Genomic DNA, 19,151 nt, shown 5'->3' with positions numbered 1-19,151 from the left:
AGGTCAAGCAGGGCAATCTTCCCCCGGTGGGCGCCCTGGCCAACATCGCCGGCATTACCTCCCCGGTCCCGTTCCTCGAAACCACTCTGGAGCTCTGGCACAAGATCATGGATGTCAACGCCACCGGCACCTACCTGGTGACCAAGGCGTTCCTCCCGGACATGATCGCCAACCGCTGGGGCCGGATCGTGAACATGTCCTCTGTCTCTGCCCAGCGTGGAGGGGGCGTGTTCGGCAAGGTTCCCTACTCCGCCGCGAAGGCCGCCATCCTTGGCTTCACCAAGGCACTCGCCCGCGAACTCGGCACCACCGGCGTCACCATCAACGCCATCACCCCCGGGGCTGTGGACACCAACATCCGCGTCGGCAGCACTGAGGAACAGGAAGCCGCCATCAATGCCGGCATCCCCCTTGGCCGAAACGCCACCACCGACGAAGTGGCCGCAGTCATCACCTTCCTGTCCTCCGAGGATTCCGCATATCTCACCGGCACCACTATCGACATCAACGGTGGGAGCCACCTCCACTAACGAAGTCCCTGCGCCTGCAGGGCCGGGGGACACGACTTCAAGAACCCTCAAGCCCTCAGGGGAGTGGTGCCCGGTCCCCGCTACGTCTATCCGGGCGTACGACGAAAATCCCGGCGCCAGGCCCGAGAAACGAGGTTCGAAGATGACTGCTAACCCATACCCCTACCATGACTGGAGTCGGCTGGTCGGTACACCGGTGGAAATCCGCAAGGACTTCTCGGTCGTCCGGGCAGGGATTGTTGAGGACGTCATGCCCGATTCTTCCGCCCTGTGGCTGGCTCCCGACAGCAGGAACGGACGAGAACTTTTCGCCGCAGCGGAAGGCTACCAAGTGTGGATCCGACCGCGGGAACTGGACGGAAAGCTTTGCTACAAATTGGCGGCGGCACACCTTCCGCCGCAAACGACATGAGTCCTAGGAGCGCGTCACCGCTGACCAATCCACGCAAGCACGTCCATTCCCATTGAAAGCCCCTCCCGAGGGGCTTTCCTCATGTCCCGAGGCTTTCAGCCCGAAACGGCGCCCCYTTGCATACCTGGGCGCCTGGATCCATGTGTCTCATAACTTCAGTGGCTCGAATCCCTAGGGTTTCGAGACGAAGGGGTGCGGCAGTTGCGCTGCTAAGGCGAGGAGACACCCAAATATTTCTGGCCCGTGCCGGACCCTAGCCGAAGAGCAGGTGCGCCACGGTGAAAATGGCGAGCCCGGCCAGGGCGCCCACCACGGTGCCGTTGATCCGGATGAACTGCAGGTCCTTGCCCACCTGCAGTTCGATTTTCTGCGAGGTTTCCTCGGCATCCCAGCGGGCGACGGTGTCGGTGATGACGCCTGCGATGTCCGCGCGGTAGTTGTTTACGAGATACCCGGCGGCGTCACCGATCCACGTGTTGACCTTGCCGGCCAGCTCGGGGTCGACCACCAGGCGGGTGCCGAAGTCGTGCACTGCGGCCTTGAACTTGACGGTCAGCTCGCTGTGCGGATCGTCGACGGCGGCCAGCAGCGCTGCCTTGACCGTGCCCCACGTGCGCGAGGCCAGTTCGCGGACCTCAGGATCGCCCAGCACTTGCGCCTTGATCCCTTCGGCGCGGGCGATCATGACCGGATCGTGCTGCAGGTCCCGGGCAAGTTCCTTGAGGTACTTGTCGATGGAGACCCGGACTTGGTGCTGCGGGTCCGACTGCACCGCCCGGGTGAACTTCAGGATCTCCAGATACACCTTGTCGCCCACCAGCCCGTCGACGAAGTTGGGCACCCAGGTGGGGGAGCGGTCCGTGACCAGCCGGTTGACTGTCTCGTGGTTGTCCCGCACCCAGTCCACCGTGCGGTCCACCAGCAGGTCCACCAGCGCGTGGTGGTGGCCGTCGTCGAACACCCGCTCGGCGAGCCGGCCCACCGGCGGCCCCCACGGCGGAGCCAGCAGGTGCTTGCGGACCATGCCCTCGATGACTGCTTGGACGTCGTCGTCGTTCAGGACCGTGAACGCACCGCGGATCACGGCGGCGCCCTCCTTGGCCACCCGCTCCGGGCCGCCCGGCCCGGACAGCCAGCCGCCCACTTTCCTTGCGATGTCCACGCTGGCGAGCTTTTCCTTCACCACCTGTTCGGAGAGGAAGTTGGTCTCGACGAATTCGCCCAGCGACGCCCCGATCTGGTCCTTGCGGCGCGGGATGATGGCGGTGTGCGGGATCTTCAGGCCCAGCGGGTATTTGAACAGGGCCGTGACGGCGAACCAGTCGGCCAGGGCGCCCACCATGCCGCCCTCGGCCGCGGCCCGGACGTACTCAAGCCACGGGTACTGCTTCTGCAAGGCGAACGCGACAACAAAGATCACAGCCATGCCGATCAGCAGGGAGACGGCCACCAGCTTCATCTTCCGCAGCGCCGCGGCTTTGCCGGCATCCGCGGCGGACAGCGTGTGTTCGACGCCCGCTTCGGCGGCAGCGGGGCGGACGGGTCGCTCAGTGTTCACCTGCATGTGCCCAGCCTAGCCCGGCACCGGCCACCGGCGTCCGCTAACGTGTCAGCATGAGCACCGAGGACTCCGCCGCCGCCCGCCCGTTGATCTATGCCCACCGGGGCTCCAGCGGCGCCTTCGCCGAGCACACCAGGGCCGCATATCTGCAGGCAATCGCCGACGGCGCCGACGGCGTCGAATGCGACGTCCACCTCACTCGCGACCAGCACGCCGTGCTGCTCCACGACGCCAACCTCGACCGCACCTCGGACGGCACCGGCCCTGTCGCGGACCGGACCCTGGCCGAACTGCGGCTGCTGGACTTCAGTTCATGGAAGGGCGCCCGCATTCCGGAGGAGTACGGTGCCCGGTCCGAGCAGTTCCTGACGCTCCCGGAGCTGCTGGACATCCTGCGCCTGGCCGGCCGGGAGATCGGGCTGGCGATCGAACTCAAGCACCCCAGCCCCTACCAGCTCAAGCTCGAGGACCGGGTGCTGGAGATCCTCGAGGCCGAGGGCTGGGACCGCAGTACCTCGCGGCTGGACAACATCCGGGTGTCCTTTATGAGTTTCAGCCCCGACTCGGTGAACCACCTGCTGCAGTCCGTTCCGGCCGAGGCCGTCTGCCAGCTCATCGACGACGTAAACGTAGAGGAGCTCCGGGAGGAACTGGGCCTCGGAGCGCTCACCGGCGGCGCCGTGGCCAACGTCCTCAAGGCTGCGCAGACCCAGGGCGAACAGATCCTCGACGAATGCCGCGTGGGACTGGCCGGGCCCGGCATCAGCTACGTGCGCGGGCATGCCCGCACCGTCAAGCGCTGGCTCGAGTCCGGGCGCCGGTTCCGGGTCTGGACAGTGGACTCGGCGGCCGACGTCGACCTGTGCCGGGAGCTGGGCATCCAGGAGATCACCACCAACCGGCCCGCCGACGTCCTCGCCCGGGTGCTGGCGCCGCTCTAGCCGGGCGAGATTAGGCTGGGGTCTAGAGGCGGCGGATTTTGGCGGCGGGCGACGCCCGCTGCCGGACAGGAGACGGGCATGACCAAGGCAGCAGCGGACCCGGCGTCCGTGCACGCGGTGCTGGCCGAGCTGGCTTTGCTCGAGGACCCGAAGGTCCGGCGGGTGAACGAAAAACACGGCGACGATCACGGCGTGAAACTCAGTGAACTGCGCGCCATCGCCAAGCGGCTGAAGACGCAGCAGGAACTCGCCGTCCGGTTATGGGAAACCGGAGGAACGCCCGCCCGGCTCCTGGCAATCCTGGTTTGCCGCCCGGCGTCGTTCGGTCCCGACGATCTGGACGCCATGTTGCGGGACGCGATCGCCCCGAAGGTGCACGATTGGCTGGTGAACTATGTGGTGAAGAAGAACCCGCACGCCGAGGAGCTGCGGCAGCGCTGGTTCTCCGATCCGGACCCGGTGGTCGCCAGTGGCGGCTGGGCGCTGACCACCGAGCGGGTCGCGAAGGACCCTGCCGGCCTCGACCTGGACGGGCTTCTGGACATCATCGAGGCGCAGATGAAGGATGCCCCGGACCGCCTGCAGTGGGCCATGAACCACTGCCTGGCGCAGATCGGCATCGAGCACGCCGGGCAGCGGAGCCGTGCCATCGGGATCGGCGAACGCCTGGAAGTACTCAAGGACTATCCGACGGCGCCGGGCTGCACCTCGCCGTTCGCCCCCGTCTGGATTACCGAGATGGTCCGCCGGGCGGGTTAGAGCCATGGCGCGCCGCTAGGGTGCCACGGCTTCCTCGTCGGTGAGCTGCTGCGCCTCGATCCGGGCATCCCTGAAGGGCGAGAACAGCAGGACCAGCAACGCCGCCAGCAGGAACGCTACAGATACCCAGAGTGCGGCATCCGTCCCGGCGCGCGCGGCGATGAGGCCGCCCAGCGGGGCTCCGACGACGATCATTCCGCGGTTCACCGACCGCCTGGTTGCACTCATCCGGGCGATGAGCCGGTCCGGGGTGACCGCCTGCTGGTAGCCCATCTCCAACGGCCCTTCGACCCCCATGGCCAGGCCGAACAGCAGCTGCCCGGCGCCGGCCAGGACAAATGCGGCCCACAGTTCTCCGGGCCAGTCCAGCGGTGGCGTGGTGGCCCCGCCGGCGGGGGCGGCGCCCGCGACGAGCGGCGAAAGGGCCACCACAGCAACAGCCAGCGGCTCGACCAGGCGCGAGGCCACGATGGCCCGGCCCGTACCCCAGCGGTCCCCGAGGCGGGTGGAAAGCGTCGTCCCCACGACGGCGCCGACCCCGGCGCAGCCCATCACCAGTCCCAGCCCGAGTGCCCCCAGCCCGAGGTCATGCAGGACCAGGGTGGGCAGGACGGTTCCGAGGATGGCCGACCCGATGAACCAGATGTGGGTGCTCCACACCAGGGGCGTCAGGTGCGGATGGCGGCAGACCCACCGCAGGCCCTCCGCAATCTTGTGCCGGAGCCGTTCGCCGCTGCGGGGCGGAAGCCGGCCTGCCGGCTGCTCCAGGGTGAAGAGCGCCGCGGCGGAGAAGACATAGGAGACCGCATCCACCAGGAGGGCCAGAGGGGCGGTGATCAGGGCCACCAGGCCGCCGGCCACCGCGCTTCCGGTGGTCTGTGCCACGGTGTCGCTTTGCTGCAGCCGGGCATTCGCCCGGACCAACAGCGGCCGGGGGACCAGCTGGGGAATGAAGCTCTGGAACGCGGCATCGCCGGTCAGCGCGAGGGTTCCGAAAACGAACATCAGGACCACCAGCGCGGGGATGGTGAGGATCCCGGTCAGCGCTGCCCCGCACGCCGTGGCGAGGATCAGGCCGCGGCCGAGGTCTCCGCCGATCAGGACCGTCCGGCGCGGAAACCGGTCAATCCAGACGCCGGCGACCAGGCCGAAGAGAAGGTAGGGGGCCCATCGCGCCGCATTCACCAGGCCCTGGTCCAGCGGCGTGCCGTTCATCGTCACCAGAATCAGAACGGAGAGGGCGACGGTGGTGATGTAGGTGCCGAAGTCGGACACGGTGGAGGCCAGCCAGAACCGGACAAACGCCGGATAGTGGCGCAGCTTCGCCTCCTTTGCCGGCGATCCGTCGTCAGCGGTGCCCATGATTCCCCCTCACCCCATAGGCCTAGAGCCTAGCTGCAGGGGCCGTTAGCATGCCGGTCACGCGGGACTTTCCGCCGCGGCGATGGCCTTCTCCGTGAGTACGGGCATCATGACAAGGAGAGCCAGGGTCAGGGCACCCATGATGCCGAACATGGCCTGCAGGCCCAGCCATTGCGCGAGCAGGCCGCCGGCCCCCGCCCCGAGCGGCATGGTGCCCCAGGCGAGCAGCCGGTAGGCGCTGTTCATCCGGCCGAGGAGGCGGTTCGGGGTGATGCGCTGGCGCAGGGAGACGGTGATGACGTTCCAGAGCACCACCAGCATGCCGCCGACGAAGAGGAAAACGGCCAGGATGTAGGGGTTGTCCGTGATGGCGGGGGCGCCCACGAAGAGCGCGCCGCCGACGATCGTGAGGGCCAGGGACATCGGCCGGCCGAGCCTGGCCTCGGCCCGCTCGGCAACGAGCGAGCCGATGAGGGCACCCACGGCGGAGGCGGTCAGGAGTAGGCCGAAGCCGGCCTCGGACAGCCGCATGGCCGACGCCGGCCCCACGGCGAACAGCACGAGGACCGCGAACGCCGCGCTGGAGGCGAAGTTGAACACCCCGGTCATAATTGCGAGGGTGCGGAGAATTTTCTGGTGCCACAGAAACCGCAGGCCCTCGGCAATGTCGAACCGCAGGGTGGTCTTCTGCTCCCGTTCAACCCGGAATGTCCCCCGGACCAGGAACAGGCCTCCGACGGCGGCGAGCCATAGAGCGGCCGGCACGGCGAATCCAGCGGCCACGCCAAGGCCCACCAGGAGCCCGCCCAGCGGCGGGCCGACGAACTGGTTGGTGGTGAGCTCGACGGCGTAAAGCCGGCCATTGGCGCGCGAGAGCTGATCCCGGCCCACCAGTTGCGGCATGATCGACTGCGCCGAGGTGTCGTACAGCGTCTCGGCAACACCCACCAGCAACGCGACGGCGTACAGCGCCCAGATGGACCCGAAGCCCAGGAGCAGCGCGGCGATCAGCAGGGCCGGAAGGACGGCGCGGCTGAGGTTGGCCCACAGCATCAGCTTGCGGCGGTCGAGCCGGTCGGCCAAGGCACCGGCGGTGAGCGCGAAGAGGAGCCACGGGAGGGTGGCGGCGACGCTCAATCCGGCAATCAGGGTGGGCGACTGCGTCAGCTGGATGGCCAGCAGGGGTAGGGCGATCTTGAAGACGCCGTCGGCCAGGTTGGACAGGCCGGAGGAAGTCCACAGCTTCCAGTAAGAGGCGCCGAGCGGTGCCCGGTCCCGGGTCGTGACCTGTACGGCGTCGGTTGTCATAGCTGAACCCTCCCCTATTGATTGAGAAAATTCAAGGGGGTTGAATTCAGTACATCAGTTGTAGGATCGAGCCATGACGGACGCCAAGCCAACGGGAGCGGACTCTAAGAATCCCACCGCGAACGCCCGCGAAATCAAAGCCCTCGCCCACCCGCTGCGCCTGCGCGTCCTGCGCCTCTGCGGGCTGCATGAGCTGACCAATAAGCAGCTCGCGGACCGGCTGGGCCAGGACCCGGGGACCATGCTCTACCACGTTAGGCAGTTGCTGTCGGCCGGATTCCTTGAGCCGGCCGAGGTCCGCACGGGGGAGAGCGGTGCGCTGGAGAAGCCTTACCGGTCCACCGGGCGGTCCTGGAACCTGGACACTGCACTGCGCGATGCCGGCCCGGACGGCCCGCTGGCTCCGCTCGAAGCGTTCCGGGAGGAGCTGGCCGAGGCTGGCCCGGATGCCCTGGCCAGCCTGTCGCGGTTTGTCCTGCACCTCTCCGACGCCGACGCCGAGGACGTGGCCACGCGGATCCACGCCGTGCTCAGCGAGTACATGGACAGCGACCGGCAGAGGCCGGACCAGCCCGCCTACGGCGGGATTTTCGTCCTGCACCGCTCGCCCGACTAGGCGCGAAGCCGCTAACCAATGGCGGAGCATCCGCGCTGGTCAGGCGCCTGAGAGCAGCGCGAAATAGCCGGGGACCTGTTGCGGCAGTCCGCCCGGATTCATCGGGACGACGTCGATGCTCACCGGGCCGTCCGTGATCAGCTGCCAGTCCGACGCCGGGAACACACCCTGCCGCTCCGGCGCGCCGAAACGTCCCGGCCGGGGGAGGTTCTCGAGCGCCCGCCGGAGCTGCCGGGGCACGTTGTGGTGTGTCGCGCCCAGCTCGGAGAGGTAGTCGAGGCTGCTGCCCAGGAAGTTGGTCTCGGTCAGGAACGCCCGCCCCCGGGTTCCCACCGCGGTCCGCAGGTTGGCGGCCAGGGCCGCCTGTTTATCGGTTTTCAGGACGTGGAAGACGCCGCGGACAAAGACGTTGGCGGGTCCCAGCCGTTCGAGCAGGGCCTCGCCGGCGCCCGGTTCGGTGGCGTCCAGCACGAGGAACTCGGCGTTGGGCACGTCCCGGGCCTCCATGACCGCCCGGTCGATGGCGCACGGCGACACGTCGATCCCGAGGACCCGGGTGCCGGGGAAGAGCCCGGCCAGCCAGCGGGTGTGGGTGCCGTTGCCGCAGCCGACGTCGATCACCGCCAGGGCCGGGTCGAAGTGGTCAAGGACCAGGGCGCTGTACTGGTTGTGCTCGAGCGCCGAACCGGAGTCCCAGAGAACGTCCCCGGTGCGGCCGGTGCTGCTGATGCCGGTCCAGTAGCGGTCCCACGCGGTGTTCGGGTCTTTCGGTGCCTTCGAGGCGAGGCGCACCACGGTGGGGACCATCAGCACGTGGTGCCRGAACTTGGACATGGCCTAACTCTATCGGCGCAGTCCCGGGCCGCGGAGCAAGTCCAGGATCTGGTCGGCCGCCATGGGGCGGCCGAAGTAGTAGCCCTGGCCGTAGAGGCAGCCCATGGCCTGCAGCTGGGCAGCCTGGCCGGCCGTTTCGATGCCTTCCACGATGGCTTTGAGCTCAACGGAGGAGATCAGCTGCAGGACGGCGGCCACAAACTTTTGCTGCTGCGGATCGGACTCCAGGTTCTTGATCAGCGACTGGTCGACTTTCACGGTGTCTGCCGGCAGCGACCTGAGGTAGCTGATGGATGAGTAGCCGGTTCCGAAGTCATCGATCTGCAGGCCCACGCCCAGGGCCCGCAGCCGGTCCAGGACCTGTTCCTCGCCGGCGCCCCGGGACATCAGCACGGTCTCGGTGATCTCCAGGACCAGCCGGCTCGGGTCCAGGCTGTACTTGGCCAGCGTTTCCCGGACGTCGTCCACCAGGTCGCTGCGCAGGAGCTCGGCGGCGGACAGGTTGATGTGCACGCCAAAGTCCGGCAGGTCCGGCGCGGCGTCCCGCCAGCGGCCAAGCTGAGCGATTCCCTCGTTCAGGACCCACCGGCCCAGCTCAAGGATCAGGCCGGTTTCTTCAGCGATGCCGATAAAACGGTCCGGCATGATGGTCCCGTGCACGGGGTGATGCCACCGGACCAGGGCCTCGACGCCGGCGACTTTGCCCGTGGCCAGCTCAATCACCGGCTGATAGAGCAGCGCCAGCTCCCCGCCGGCCGCGGCGCTCCGGAGCTCGGCCGTGATCCGGGACCGTTCCTGGACGGCGTTAAGCATGTCGGGATGGAACAGCATGACCTTGTTCCGGCCGGCGGCCTTGGCCTGGTACATGGCGATGTCCGCGTTGCGGATCAGTTCTTCCGGTGAATTACCGGGCCGGAAGACGCAAACGCCGATGCTGGCCGACGTCCACACGGTTTCGGCGCCGATCCTGATGCTCTCCCGCAGCGCGTCCCGGGCGCGGTGCGCGATGTGGAGGACTTCCTCCTCGCTGGCAGCTTTGATGAGGACGGCGAATTCGTCGCCGCCCAGGCGCGAAACGGTGTCGGAGATCCGCACCACCGAGTTGAGGCGGCTGGCCACTTCGGTCAGCACCGCGTCCCCGGCACTGTGTCCCAGGGCGTCGTTGATGGCCTTGAAGGTGTCCAGGTCCAGGACCAGCACCGCCGGAACGCTGACGCCGTCGTCGGCGCCGACGATCGCCTCGTGGATGCGCTCGCTGAGCAGGTGCCGGTTGGCGAGCCCGGTCAACGCGTCCGTCTTGGCCATCAACTCCAGTTTTACCTGGGTCCTGCGCAACATGGCCGTGCGGGCGGCCACCCTATCTTCCAGCTCCGCGTGGATATGGCCGAGCTCCTCGGCCAGGAGGTTGATACCGGTGATGACGGCGTCAATCGCGTCGCCCAGCTCGGACGGCTCGATGCGTGCGGCCAGTTCGCCCGCGGCGAGCCGGACGATGCCATCGACCAGCTGCTCAAGCCGCGGGTCATCAACTCCCATGCGAGTGGTCGCGTCTTCGAAAGGAGCGTTCGACGGCGGCGGTCCGGTCCGCCGTCGTGCGCCCCGTAGCGGGCGCGGCCGGCCGGTCAGCGGTCGACATGGAGCCAATCCAATGCCTCGCTGCGGGAGGTGAAAAACCGCGTGGGGCACGGCGGAATGTGCACCCCGAGGAAGAAGTTCGCCAGGACGCGGTCCACAGGGGAGCGGCCCAGCAACGCGATGCGCGAGGCGCTGCAGGGGATGGACCACACGGCGCGGGCCTCCCGGCTCACCGACGCCACCGCTTCCATGTCCACAAGCATCGGGTACTCCCGGCCCTGGCAGACCTCGTTGACTGTCGCCATGGCGGCCCGCGCATCCTCAACGAGGATGTCGACCTTGGGCAGCCAGCGCAGGTGGACGAAGCCGCCGTCGCTCAGTTCGACACTGCCTTTTCCGCCGTCGACAGTCACCGGTGCCATGACCACATCCCATCCCCATCAGTCGTCGAGACCTTCTGCAACTCCTCAAAGGTACCCCTGACGGCGTATTTCCCGGCCAAAAGTCGCCATGTGGCTGTGCAGACGTCGCGGCACCGGCACTTACAGCTAGGCGGCCAGGTCACGCCGGCGCCAGCCCAGGAACCCCAGCGCGGCCAGGCCGGCGGCCGTGACGGTCAGGGCCGCCAGGGCCGGCAGCGCATCGGCACCGACCGGCAGCAGCGGAGAATGCCGGAACGGCGAGAGGTCCATCAGCCAGCCCGGGGCGTTCCAGAGCACCCCGAACTCTCCCAGCGCCACAAAGCCCAGAAGCACTCCCCAGACCGCGCCGGCCAACCGGGGCGCCCAGCCGAACACCGCCAGCGCCACGCCGGTCAGCACCCACGCCGCCGGTATTTGGGCCAGCGAGGCGACGACGGAGCGGCCCACCAGCCCGGAGTCCTGGACGGCGGCCGCCGCGCCCGCACCGATGCAGACCCCCGCCAGCGCCATCAGCACGGCCACCCCGGCCAGCGCGAACACTAAGTGGCTGCCCGCCCAGCGGATGCGGGTGGCGGCCGTGCCGAGCAACGCCTCGGTGTGGCCCGCGGACTCCTCGCCGCGCAGGTGGTTCGCCGCCGACACGCCATAGGCCGCGGCGAGCAGGCCCATGATGCTGATTTCCGCGGCAAGGAAGGCGTCGCGGAGCGCCGAGGCGCCCCCGAGCAGCGCGATCAGGTCGCGGGCATTCGGGGAGCTCAGCATCTGCTCGACGTTTCCCACCAGGGACCCGATCACCACCCCGAACACGGCGAACGCGACGGCCCACGCCAGCCACACCCGGTACTGCAGACGCACAGCCAGGGCCCAGACGCCGGTCAATGAGCCGACGGCCGGCCCCGGGCGCTCGTCCCGCAGCCCGGCGCCCAGGTCCCGGCGCGCCCGCAGGGCGAAAGCCGCCGGAATCAGCAGGACGCAGAGCGCGACCGGCAGGATAAGCACCCACCACTGGTCGCCCGCGAAAGCCCGGATCTGCTGGTTCCAGCCGATCGGGGAGAGCCAGGAGAACACTGATGGGCCGGGTTCTGCGAGGTCGCCGACGGCGCGCAGGCCGTAAGTGACGGCGATGACGCCTACGCTCAGGCCGGTGGCGGCATGTGCGCTCGCGGTCAGTTGCGCCGCGACCCCGGCGACGGCGCTGAACGCCATCCCGGTGGCGGCCCAGCCCAGGCCGAACGCCAGGGACCCCGCGGCGGGCAGCCCGCCGGCGGCCAGTGCCGCGGCCGACAGCAACCCGACGCCGAGGCTCGCGACGAGGCCGATGACAAGCGCCGCGGTGAGGGCGGCGTCGCGTCCCAGCCGGCCGCCCCCGAGCAGTTCCAGCCTGCCGCTCTCCTCGTCGGCGCGGGTGTGGCGGATGATGAGGATGACCATCAGGGCCGCGAGGATGGCGGTCATAAACGCGGTGTACTTGATCAGCGAGAGGGCGCCCAGCGAGGCGGGATCGTAGATCCGTCCGAACATCGCGACCATGGAGGCGGTGGCGTTCAGGGCGTTGGCGGCCTCAGTCCGGCTGCGCACGTCCGGGTAGAGGTCCGCGCCGGCCACCGAGGTGGAGAACGCCACCAGGGCAAACCCGAACACCCACACGGGAAGCAGCCAGCGGTCCCGCCGCAGCCCCAGCCGCACCAGCATCCCGGTGCCGGCCAACGTCTCAGGCATCCCCGGCCCCCGTCCCTCCGCTTCCCCGTCCGCGGGCGGCCGCGCGGCCGGAACCGGCGGCGGCGGAGTGCTCGGCGTCGTTCCCGGAACCCGGCACGTCCGCACCGTTTCCCGAGCCGTAATGCCGCAGGAACAGGTCCTCGAGCGTCGGCGGCCGGCTGGTGAGGGCCTGCAGCCCGGCGCCGGTCAGGGCCTGCAGGAACGGCCCCAGGCCGACCGGATCCACCTGGGCGCTGATCCGGTGGTTGGCCACGACGACGTCGTGCACCCCCGCCAAACGGTCCAGTTCCGGCGGCACCGCGGCGACGTCGGCCGTGACCGAGGTGCGGGTCAGGTGCCGGAGCTGTTCAAGGGGACCGGATTCCACCACCCGGCCGGCCCGGATAATACTGACCCTGTCGGAGAGCGCCTCGGCCTCGCTGAGGATATGGCTGCTGAGCAGGACGGTCCGGCCCTGCGCCCTGAGCTCGCGGACGCACCCGCGGAAGGCGTCCTCCATCAGCGGGTCCAGGCCACTGGTGGGTTCATCCAGCAGGAACAATTCGGCGTCCGTGGCCAGTGCGGCCACCAGGGCCACTTTCTGCCGGTTGCCCTTCGAGTAGGTCCGGGCTTTCTTCGTGGGGTCCAGCTCGAACAACTCCAGCAGCTGGTCGCGCCGGGCCCGGTCCTGCCCGCCCTGCAGCCGGCCGAGGAGCTCGATGACCTCACCGCCGGTGAGGTTGGGCCACAGCGCGACATCGCCGGGAACGTAGGCGAGGCGCCGGTGCAGCGTGGCCACGTCGCGCCAGGGATCGAGCCCCAGCACCCGGATGGATCCGGCGCTGGCGCGCAGCATTCCCAGCAGCAGGCGCAGCGTGGTGGATTTGCCGGCACCGTTGGGGCCCAGGAAGCCGTGCACCTCCCCGGCAGCCACCTCGAAGTCCAGTCCATTCAGAGCCGTCACGGCCCCGAACCGCTTCACGACGCCGGTCAGCTCCACCACACTGCTCATAGTCAACAAGGTACTCCGGCTGAGGCCCGGCGGACCCCTGCGCAAAGTCCCGTTTTCGCAGGTCACAGCGCCTGCCGTCCGGCGGCGGGTGACCCGCCGGCGGGCAGGTTACAGGCCCGGTTACCCGGTGCGCCGCGGCTGTGGTTGCATGGTTCCATGCCTTTCCGCTGGTCACCCCGGGCCACCCAGACACTTTCCGCGGCCGCCCTCAGCGGACTGCTGCTTGCCAGTGCGGCAAAACACTTCCGCGACCCGGGGTTCTTTGCGCAGGTGGTTCCCGGGTACCTCTGCCGCGACGACTCCGGCACCCGGTCCAACGGCCCCCTTGCCGTGCTGTCCCGCGAGGAGTGGGTGGCCGTCAGCGGGTTCGCGGAAGCGGGCGCCGCGGCCGGACTCCTGGTCCCGCAGACCCGCCGCGTTGCGGCCTCCGGTGTGGCCGTAATGTTTACGGCCTTCCTCGCCGGGCACCTCGAGGCGCTCCGTACGGCCTTCGGCCCGGCGGGAACCCCGACGCAACGGCGGGTGCACAGCATCCGCCTACCGCTGCAGGCACCCCTCATCGCCTGGGCCTGGAGCCTGACAAAACCGGCGCCGAAGCGGCTCCGGTGAAGTTCACGCAGTCCCCGGCGGTGCGCGTGGGACTTTCCATCAGCATCGCCACCGGACTCTACGGGGTGTCTTTCGGGGCGCTGTCGGTCACGTCCGGCCTGGATTTCTGGCAGACCATGGCCCTGAGCCTGCTGCTCTTCAGCGGTGGCTCGCAGTTCGCGTTCATCGGCGTCGTGGCAGGCGGCGGCTCCGGGGTCGCGGCCATGAGCGCGGCCACCCTGCTGGGGATGCGCAACGGCATCTACGGTATGCAGCTCAACGCCCTGCTGCAGCCGCGCGGCTGGCGCCGGTTCGCCGCCGCCCACGTCACCATCGACGAATCCACCGCCACCAGCACCGGCCAGACCGACCCCGTGGAGCAGCGCCGCGGTTTCTGGACCGCGGGTATCGGCATCTTCGTTCTCTGGAATCTGTTCACCGCCATCGGAGCGCTGGCCGGGAGTGCGCTCGGGGACCCGAAACAGTGGGGGCTCGACGGCGCCGCCGTTGCGGCGTTCCTTGGCCTCCTGTGGCCGCGGCTCAAAGGCCGTGAACCCGTCGCGATCGCCGTCGTCTGTGCCCTCGCCACCGTCCTGGCCGTCCCGTTCGTGCCGGCCGGCGTGCCGATCCTGGTCGCCGCGTTCGTCGCGGCACTGGTTGGCTGGTTCAGCCACGGCCGCAGCGACGAAGGGCTGGAGCCCGACGTCGACCCCTACGCCGAGCAGCACGAGGCTGACCGGCGCCTCCACGGCCGCCGGGGGGAGGCGTCATGACGCTCTGGCTCTGGCTCCTGCTCTCCTGCGTGCTGGCGTACGCCTGGAAGCTGGTGGGCTACCTTGTGCCCGCCAGCCTGCTGCGCAATCCGCGGATGTCACGGGTCGCGGGCACCATGACAATCGGGCTGCTGGCGTCCCTGACGGTGGTCAACACGGTCGCGTCAGGACAGTCCCTGGCCCTGGATGCCCGGCTGGGTGCCCTCGCCGCCGCGGCGATCGCCCTCTGGTTCCGTGCCCCGTTCCTGGTGGTGGTCCTGGCCGGTGCCGGCGCCGCGGCCGGACTCCGGTTGCTCGGCTGGCCCTGACGCGGATCCATTTCCTCAACGGTCTTTAGTCCCTAGCTGGACCGGATGCCCGGTGGGAGCATCTGATGATGACTGACAACGACGCTCCGACCCCGGCTGCCCCCGGCCCGGACCCCGCCGACGCGGCCGCCTCCGGCAAGGAGCAGCACTCGAAGCCGCATGAACACTTCGTTTCCCCCGGCACCGAATCCACCCGGGAATTGCGGGAGATGGCCCGCCGACGCCGCGACGCCGAGGAGAAACTGCAGCAGCACCTCCAGGAGGCCCATCAGCAGCACGAGGCCAAGGACAAACCCGCGGAGGATTGATGCAGCCTCAGTTTTCGGACCGCCTGCAGGACCTGGTGCTGGAAAGCGCCGACCTCCAGGCCTCCGCCGAGCGCCTGTCCGGTGCCGCTGCGGACTTCGCGGAGGAGATTGTCGGAGGCCCCGTGCGGTGTTCGGTCCGGCTGCGGCGGCCCAGGAACGCGACCATCCTGGCCGGCTCCTGCCCCGAGGCGCTGGTGCTCGAACAGCTCCAGGACCGTCTCCTGCAGGGCCCCGGGCTGGAAGTGCTGGAACACGGCGGTTCGGCGGTGGTCCGGGACGCCGCCGCGGACGGGCGGTGGAGTAAGTACCTCCGGGCGGCGGCACTGCGGGGCCATCACAGCCTGCTGGGCATCGGCCTGGGGCTGGAGAAGAACGCCAAGGCGTCCCTGGGCTTTTATGCGGCAGGGTCCGGCGTTTTCGACGCCGGCATCGCCAGCCGCTGCACCGCGTTCGCCGAGATGGCCGGGCGGGCGACGCGCCTCGCGGTGCGGATCGCCGCCACCCAGGCCGCCAACCGGGACCTGCTGCAGGCCATGCAGTCGCGCTCGATCATCAGCCTCGCGTCCGGGATCCTGATGGGCCAAAGCCGGTGCTCCCAGGCCGAAGCCTTTGCCCTCCTGACCCGTGCCTCCAACAACCGAAACATCAAACTGCGCGACGTCGCCGAGGAAATCCTGCACCGGTTCGACTCCGGGCCCGGTCCCGCGGACTTCCGGGGCTAGCCGGGCCGGCTACCGGGCCGTGCCAAGCCCCGCCAGCTTGAGAATCAGCTGCAGGCCCTCCGGGGTGCCGGGCCAGTGCTGTTCCACGGCGTCCACGCCGGCCCGGGCAATGACCGAGCGCAGCACCAGGGCAACAATAATGACGTCGTCCGCGTAGCCGATCACGGGCAGGAAATCGGGCACCAGGTCGATCGGGGACAGCAGGTACACCAGCAGCAGGGCCAGCCGGACGCGGACTCCCACCGCCACCGTGCCATCGGCCAGCAGCCGCCGGATCAGGCGCAGCAGGTCCGGGAGGAGCCGCAGGGCATCCTTCATGGTGACCGTCTCGGGGTGCCGGCGGGCATACCCCCACAGCAGCAGCAACAGCACGGCATACACCAGCAATAGGCCGCCCAGCACGCCGGCAGCGGTTTCCCACGTCATGGGGTCAACGGTACGTGGTCCCGTAGGTTGCCCCGAATCCGACGCCGAAAGCCGTCCCGTACGTGGTGCCGGGCACCAGCGACTGGGCCGGCAGCGGACGGTCGGGCCGCTCGGCGCGGATGGCGTCCTCCACCAGGGCCACCGGACGGCGCCACGCATCCGATCCGGCTTCCATGGTGTCCACCACCCCGATCAGCATGGCCATCAGCCGGATCATGTCCGTCATCGAAATGTCGCTGCGCAGCGTTCCCTGGCCCTGGCCGCGGCCCAGCAGCACGGCCACGGACTCGATCAGGTCGCCGGTGATCCCGGTGAGCACACCGCGCCGGCCGGCCACCGCGCCCAGCAGGTTGGCCTCGTTGCTGGCAACACCCATCAGCGCCTCGACCACCCGGAACAGGCCCTCGGCGGCATCCGGGCCGGCCAGGGCCTGGTCGATCACCGGGTTGACCACCAGTTTCAGTTGCTGGTGCAGGGCCGCGAGGACGAGTTCTTCCTTGTCCGCGAAATTGCGGAACAGCGTGGCCGGGCCTACGCCCGCCGTGACGGCGATGGTCTGCAACGGCACCTCGGGGCCATGCTCGCGGAAACACTGGCGGGCCGCGGCAATAATCTTGTTCACGTTGCGTGCAGCGTCCGCTCGGAGCGGCCTGCGGTCTACTCCCCGGTTCATTTGCTCAGGTTAGCAACGCAAAGGTTGAGGAAACCTGTTACCGGCCGGTACCGCGCTTTGTGACGTGTCGCGGGCCGGGCTGGTCCCCGTTCGGAGCCTGCCCGCCGCGTTCTGCGTGGCAGACTAAAGCCATGTTGCTTGCATTTTCTGTCGCACCCTCCGGCCTCCCCGCGAACGCGCCCGCCGGCTCCGGGGCGGATGACGCCTCGGTCCACGAAGCCGTCGCCGAGGCCGTGCGGATTGTCCGGGAATCCGGGCTGCCGAACCGCACCGATTCCATGTTCACCACCATCGAGGGGGACTGGGATGAGGTGTTCGACGTCGTGAAGCGGGCCACCGAGGCCGTGGGCCGCTTCGGCAGCCGCGTCTCCCTGGTGATCAAGGCCGACATCCGGCCCGGCTACACCGGCGAACTGACCGGAAAGCTCGACCGGCTCGAACAGGCGCTGGGGGAGTAGCCGCGAGTCCCTAGTCCGGCTCGCCGTCGAGCCTGACACTGCGGACCAGGGGCAGCGTCCCGCCGATCACGGCGGCCGACGCCAGGAACACCCCGCCCGCGCCCAGCCCCGCCGCGACGGCACCAACGGCGCTGGGCAGGATCACCTGCCCCACCCGGTTCCCGGCAAGCCGGAGCGCCAGGGCACGTCCGCGCTGCCCGTCCGGGGCCCGCGACGAGAGCCAGGACATGGTCAGGGGCTGGCCGATGCCCAGGCCCAGGCCAAGCGCCGCCATGACCGCAAACAGCAGCCATTCGGGCATCGGTATGGCGGCGACCGCGAGGGCTGCCGTTGAAAGGACCAGGCTCAGCACCAGCAGGCGGGTCCGCCCCAGCGCCCGGGAGACCGCGCCCAGCCCCAGCCGGGAGACCATGGAGAAGCAGGCCCGGACCGTGAGCAGAAGCCCCACGGTGGCGGCCGTGAGGCCGCGTTCGGTACCCAGCGCAGGCAGGTACACCACGGTCAGGTCAACGACGGCGAGGACGGCGGCGCTCGTCGCCAGCGCCTGGACCACCCCGGGGGTCCGCAGCAGGGACCGCACACCGCCCGGGCCGCCGTCGGCCGCCCTGACCCTGCGGTTTCCGCTGCTGACCTTCGCGGACACACCAAACGTCGTCACGAACATCACCAGGCTCATGCCCGCGGCGAGCAGGAAAATCGCCTGCGTGTCGGGCCGGATGGACGCGCCGCCCACTAGCGAGATGGCCAAGGGACCAAGCGCCTGCCCCAGCGAGGCGGCGAATGTGAGGAAGCCGAACGCGGAATCCATCCGAGCCGGTGACGCATTGTTGGCCACCACGGCCTGCTGGCCCACCACGCAGGCCAGCTGGCCCGCGCCGAGCAGGGAGGTCCCGGCCACCAGCGCCGGGACCGAGGTACCCCAGAGCACCAGAAACACGGACGAGGACAAGACGACGGCGGAGCCAATGGCCATGAGCCGTCGCTCGCCCAGCCGGTCCACCAGACCGCCGGTCGGGACGGCAAGGAGCAGGGGGAACACCGCATAACTGRCCGCTAGCAGGCCCAAGGCAAAACCCGGAACGTCCAGCTCCAGCGCCCGGTATGTCGCGGCGGGGCGGACCAGGAAGGTCACCGCCTGGATCAGGGCCGAATGAATCAGGAGTGCAGTCGCCGAGCCGCGGCCGAGGTTGTCGATCATGAGAGGTCGCGGCCGGAGATGGCGCGCAGGGCTTCGTCCTTCGCGCCGATCACGTGGCTGAACGCGATCCGGGCGGCTTCCTCAGGGTCGCCGCCGGCGATCGCGTCCAACAGGACGCGATGCTCGGCCAGCGCCACGTCCCTGCGCTGCTGGGCATTGTTCGTGAAGTACCGGTAACGCTCCATCTGGCTGCTGATCTGGTCGTGGAAGCGCCGCGCCCAGGAGTTGCCCGCGATGCTGGCGATCTTGGCGTGGAGGGCCGTGCCGTGCTTCATGGTTTCATCGGCGAAGTGCACCAGGGCGGCGTTCCGCTCGACGATTCCCTCCAGCGCCTCGATGTCCGCCTTTGTGGCCTTCGCGCAGGCCTCGCGGGCCATCAGGGATTCCAGGGCGGCGCGGACTGAGTAGAGCTCCGAAATGACCGTCTCGTCGAGGGCGGGCACCACCACGCCGCCGGTGGGCTGCTGCTCAAGGAGGCTTTCCGAGATGAGCCGCCGGATGGCTTCACGCAGCGGTGTGCGGCTGACCCGGAGGGCGGCAGCCATGGCTGGCTCGTACAGGCGCTCCCCGGGTTTGAGTTCCAGGTCCAGGATGCGGCGCTTCAGCTCCCCATATACGTAGTGGGCTCCGGTGTTGCGTGCCTGTGCCTCTGACATTGTGCTGTCCC

At 69.2% G+C, this 19,151-nt stretch carries 22 protein-coding genes; 10 read left to right on the top strand and 12 right to left on the bottom strand.

What is annotated here, in order from left to right; all coding sequences use genetic code 11:
* On the top strand, window positions 1–530 hold a 530-nt coding region (locus tag AC1DHD_RS01100; RefSeq protein ID WP_476877911.1), incomplete at its 5' end, for an SDR family NAD(P)-dependent oxidoreductase.
* A 665-nt stretch (window positions 531–1,195) separates the two neighbouring features.
* Here AC1DHD_RS01100 and AC1DHD_RS01095 read toward each other — a convergent pair.
* On the bottom strand, window positions 1,196–2,506 hold the full coding sequence (locus tag AC1DHD_RS01095) for a DUF445 domain-containing protein (protein WP_476877910.1): 1,311 nt from the start codon (window positions 2,504–2,506) through the stop codon (window positions 1,196–1,198).
* A 50-nt stretch (window positions 2,507–2,556) separates the two neighbouring features.
* Here AC1DHD_RS01095 and AC1DHD_RS01090 point away from each other — a divergent pair, with 50 nt between their 5' ends.
* On the top strand, window positions 2,557–3,444 hold the full coding sequence (locus AC1DHD_RS01090; RefSeq protein WP_476877909.1) for a glycerophosphodiester phosphodiesterase: 888 nt from the start codon (window positions 2,557–2,559) through the stop codon (window positions 3,442–3,444).
* Between the two features lie 78 nt (window positions 3,445–3,522).
* The gene (locus tag AC1DHD_RS01085) at window positions 3,523–4,203 is read left to right on the top strand and encodes a DNA alkylation repair protein (RefSeq protein ID WP_476877908.1); all 681 of its coding nucleotides are present in this window, start codon (window positions 3,523–3,525) and stop codon (window positions 4,201–4,203) included.
* 15 nt (window positions 4,204–4,218) lie between these two features.
* On the opposite strand, the gene AC1DHD_RS01080 is transcribed toward AC1DHD_RS01085, so the two are convergent.
* Both AC1DHD_RS01080 and AC1DHD_RS01075 read right to left on the bottom strand, forming a co-directional pair.
* Window positions 4,219–5,565, bottom strand: a complete 1,347-nt coding sequence (locus AC1DHD_RS01080; protein ID WP_476877907.1) for an MFS transporter — start codon at window positions 5,563–5,565, stop codon at window positions 4,219–4,221.
* Between the two features lie 57 nt (window positions 5,566–5,622).
* The gene (locus tag AC1DHD_RS01075) at window positions 5,623–6,873 is read right to left on the bottom strand and encodes an MFS transporter (protein WP_476877906.1); all 1,251 of its coding nucleotides are present in this window, start codon (window positions 6,871–6,873) and stop codon (window positions 5,623–5,625) included.
* A 73-nt stretch (window positions 6,874–6,946) separates the two neighbouring features.
* On the opposite strand from AC1DHD_RS01075, the gene AC1DHD_RS01070 reads away from it, so the two are divergent.
* Window positions 6,947–7,489, top strand: coding sequence for an ArsR/SmtB family transcription factor (locus tag AC1DHD_RS01070; RefSeq protein ID WP_476877905.1), 543 nt, complete (start codon window positions 6,947–6,949; stop codon window positions 7,487–7,489).
* A gap of 39 nt (window positions 7,490–7,528) precedes the next feature.
* On the opposite strand, the gene AC1DHD_RS01065 is transcribed toward AC1DHD_RS01070, so the two are convergent.
* The 5 genes from AC1DHD_RS01065 to AC1DHD_RS01045 all read right to left on the bottom strand — a co-directional run bounded on the left by AC1DHD_RS01065 (window position 7,529) and on the right by AC1DHD_RS01045 (window position 13,030).
* On the bottom strand, window positions 7,529–8,323 hold the full coding sequence (locus AC1DHD_RS01065) for a class I SAM-dependent methyltransferase (RefSeq protein WP_476877904.1): 795 nt from the start codon (window positions 8,321–8,323) through the stop codon (window positions 7,529–7,531).
* 9 nt (window positions 8,324–8,332) lie between these two features.
* Window positions 8,333–9,859 (bottom strand): putative bifunctional diguanylate cyclase/phosphodiesterase, encoded by a 1,527-nt coding sequence (locus AC1DHD_RS01060; protein WP_476877903.1) that lies wholly within the window; start codon window positions 9,857–9,859, stop codon window positions 8,333–8,335.
* 86 nt (window positions 9,860–9,945) lie between these two features.
* The gene (locus AC1DHD_RS01055) at window positions 9,946–10,320 is read right to left on the bottom strand and encodes a DUF7793 family protein (RefSeq protein WP_476877902.1); all 375 of its coding nucleotides are present in this window, start codon (window positions 10,318–10,320) and stop codon (window positions 9,946–9,948) included.
* Window positions 10,321–10,446: 126 nt separating this feature from the next.
* The gene (locus AC1DHD_RS01050; protein ID WP_476877901.1) at window positions 10,447–12,039 is read right to left on the bottom strand and encodes an ABC transporter permease; all 1,593 of its coding nucleotides are present in this window, start codon (window positions 12,037–12,039) and stop codon (window positions 10,447–10,449) included.
* Window positions 12,032–13,030 (bottom strand): ABC transporter ATP-binding protein, encoded by a 999-nt coding sequence (locus AC1DHD_RS01045; RefSeq protein WP_476877900.1) that lies wholly within the window; start codon window positions 13,028–13,030, stop codon window positions 12,032–12,034. The genes AC1DHD_RS01050 and AC1DHD_RS01045 overlap by 8 nt, the downstream gene beginning before the upstream one ends.
* Before the next feature lie 156 nt (window positions 13,031–13,186).
* Between AC1DHD_RS01045 and AC1DHD_RS01040 the strand changes: the two genes are divergently transcribed.
* The 5 genes from AC1DHD_RS01040 to AC1DHD_RS01020 all read left to right on the top strand — a co-directional run bounded on the left by AC1DHD_RS01040 (window position 13,187) and on the right by AC1DHD_RS01020 (window position 15,729).
* Entirely contained in the window at window positions 13,187–13,639 is a 453-nt protein-coding gene (locus tag AC1DHD_RS01040; RefSeq protein WP_476877899.1) for a DoxX family protein, read from the top strand.
* Window positions 13,636–14,391, top strand: coding sequence for an AzlC family ABC transporter permease (locus AC1DHD_RS01035; protein ID WP_476877898.1), 756 nt, complete (start codon window positions 13,636–13,638; stop codon window positions 14,389–14,391). Before AC1DHD_RS01040 ends, AC1DHD_RS01035 begins: the two co-directional genes overlap by 4 nt.
* Window positions 14,388–14,699 (top strand): AzlD domain-containing protein, encoded by a 312-nt coding sequence (locus AC1DHD_RS01030; RefSeq protein WP_476877897.1) that lies wholly within the window; start codon window positions 14,388–14,390, stop codon window positions 14,697–14,699. The genes AC1DHD_RS01035 and AC1DHD_RS01030 overlap by 4 nt, the downstream gene beginning before the upstream one ends.
* Window positions 14,700–14,764: 65 nt before the next feature.
* Entirely contained in the window at window positions 14,765–15,007 is a 243-nt protein-coding gene (locus tag AC1DHD_RS01025) for a hypothetical protein (RefSeq protein ID WP_476877896.1), read from the top strand.
* Window positions 15,007–15,729, top strand: a complete 723-nt coding sequence (locus AC1DHD_RS01020; RefSeq protein WP_476877895.1) for an ANTAR domain-containing protein — start codon at window positions 15,007–15,009, stop codon at window positions 15,727–15,729. Before AC1DHD_RS01025 ends, AC1DHD_RS01020 begins: the two co-directional genes overlap by 1 nt.
* A 9-nt stretch (window positions 15,730–15,738) precedes the next feature.
* Here the strand turns inward: AC1DHD_RS01020 and AC1DHD_RS01015 are convergent, their stop codons facing one another.
* Together AC1DHD_RS01015 and AC1DHD_RS01010 are read right to left on the bottom strand one after the other, a co-directional pair.
* The gene (locus tag AC1DHD_RS01015; RefSeq protein WP_476877894.1) at window positions 15,739–16,155 is read right to left on the bottom strand and encodes a YkvA family protein; all 417 of its coding nucleotides are present in this window, start codon (window positions 16,153–16,155) and stop codon (window positions 15,739–15,741) included.
* A 4-nt stretch (window positions 16,156–16,159) separates the two neighbouring features.
* Complete coding sequence (locus AC1DHD_RS01010) at window positions 16,160–16,828, bottom strand: TetR/AcrR family transcriptional regulator (protein ID WP_476877893.1); 669 nt, start codon at window positions 16,826–16,828, stop codon at window positions 16,160–16,162.
* 131 nt (window positions 16,829–16,959) lie between these two features.
* Between AC1DHD_RS01010 and AC1DHD_RS01005 the strand changes: the two genes are divergently transcribed.
* A complete protein-coding gene (locus AC1DHD_RS01005; protein WP_476877892.1) occupies window positions 16,960–17,286 on the top strand; it encodes a thiamine-binding protein in 327 nt (108 codons plus the stop codon).
* A 10-nt stretch (window positions 17,287–17,296) separates the two neighbouring features.
* On the opposite strand, the gene AC1DHD_RS01000 is transcribed toward AC1DHD_RS01005, so the two are convergent.
* The gene (locus tag AC1DHD_RS01000; protein ID WP_476877891.1) at window positions 17,297–18,484 is read right to left on the bottom strand and encodes an MFS transporter; all 1,188 of its coding nucleotides are present in this window, start codon (window positions 18,482–18,484) and stop codon (window positions 17,297–17,299) included.
* Complete coding sequence (locus tag AC1DHD_RS00995) at window positions 18,481–19,140, bottom strand: GntR family transcriptional regulator (RefSeq protein WP_476877890.1); 660 nt, start codon at window positions 19,138–19,140, stop codon at window positions 18,481–18,483. Before AC1DHD_RS00995 ends, AC1DHD_RS01000 begins: the two co-directional genes overlap by 4 nt.
* Window positions 19,141–19,151 lie beyond the last annotated feature (11 nt).

Source organism: Arthrobacter sp. 05L45_2, from assembly GCF_056397525.1.
This window is presented reverse-complemented; position numbering and strand designations above follow the sequence as displayed.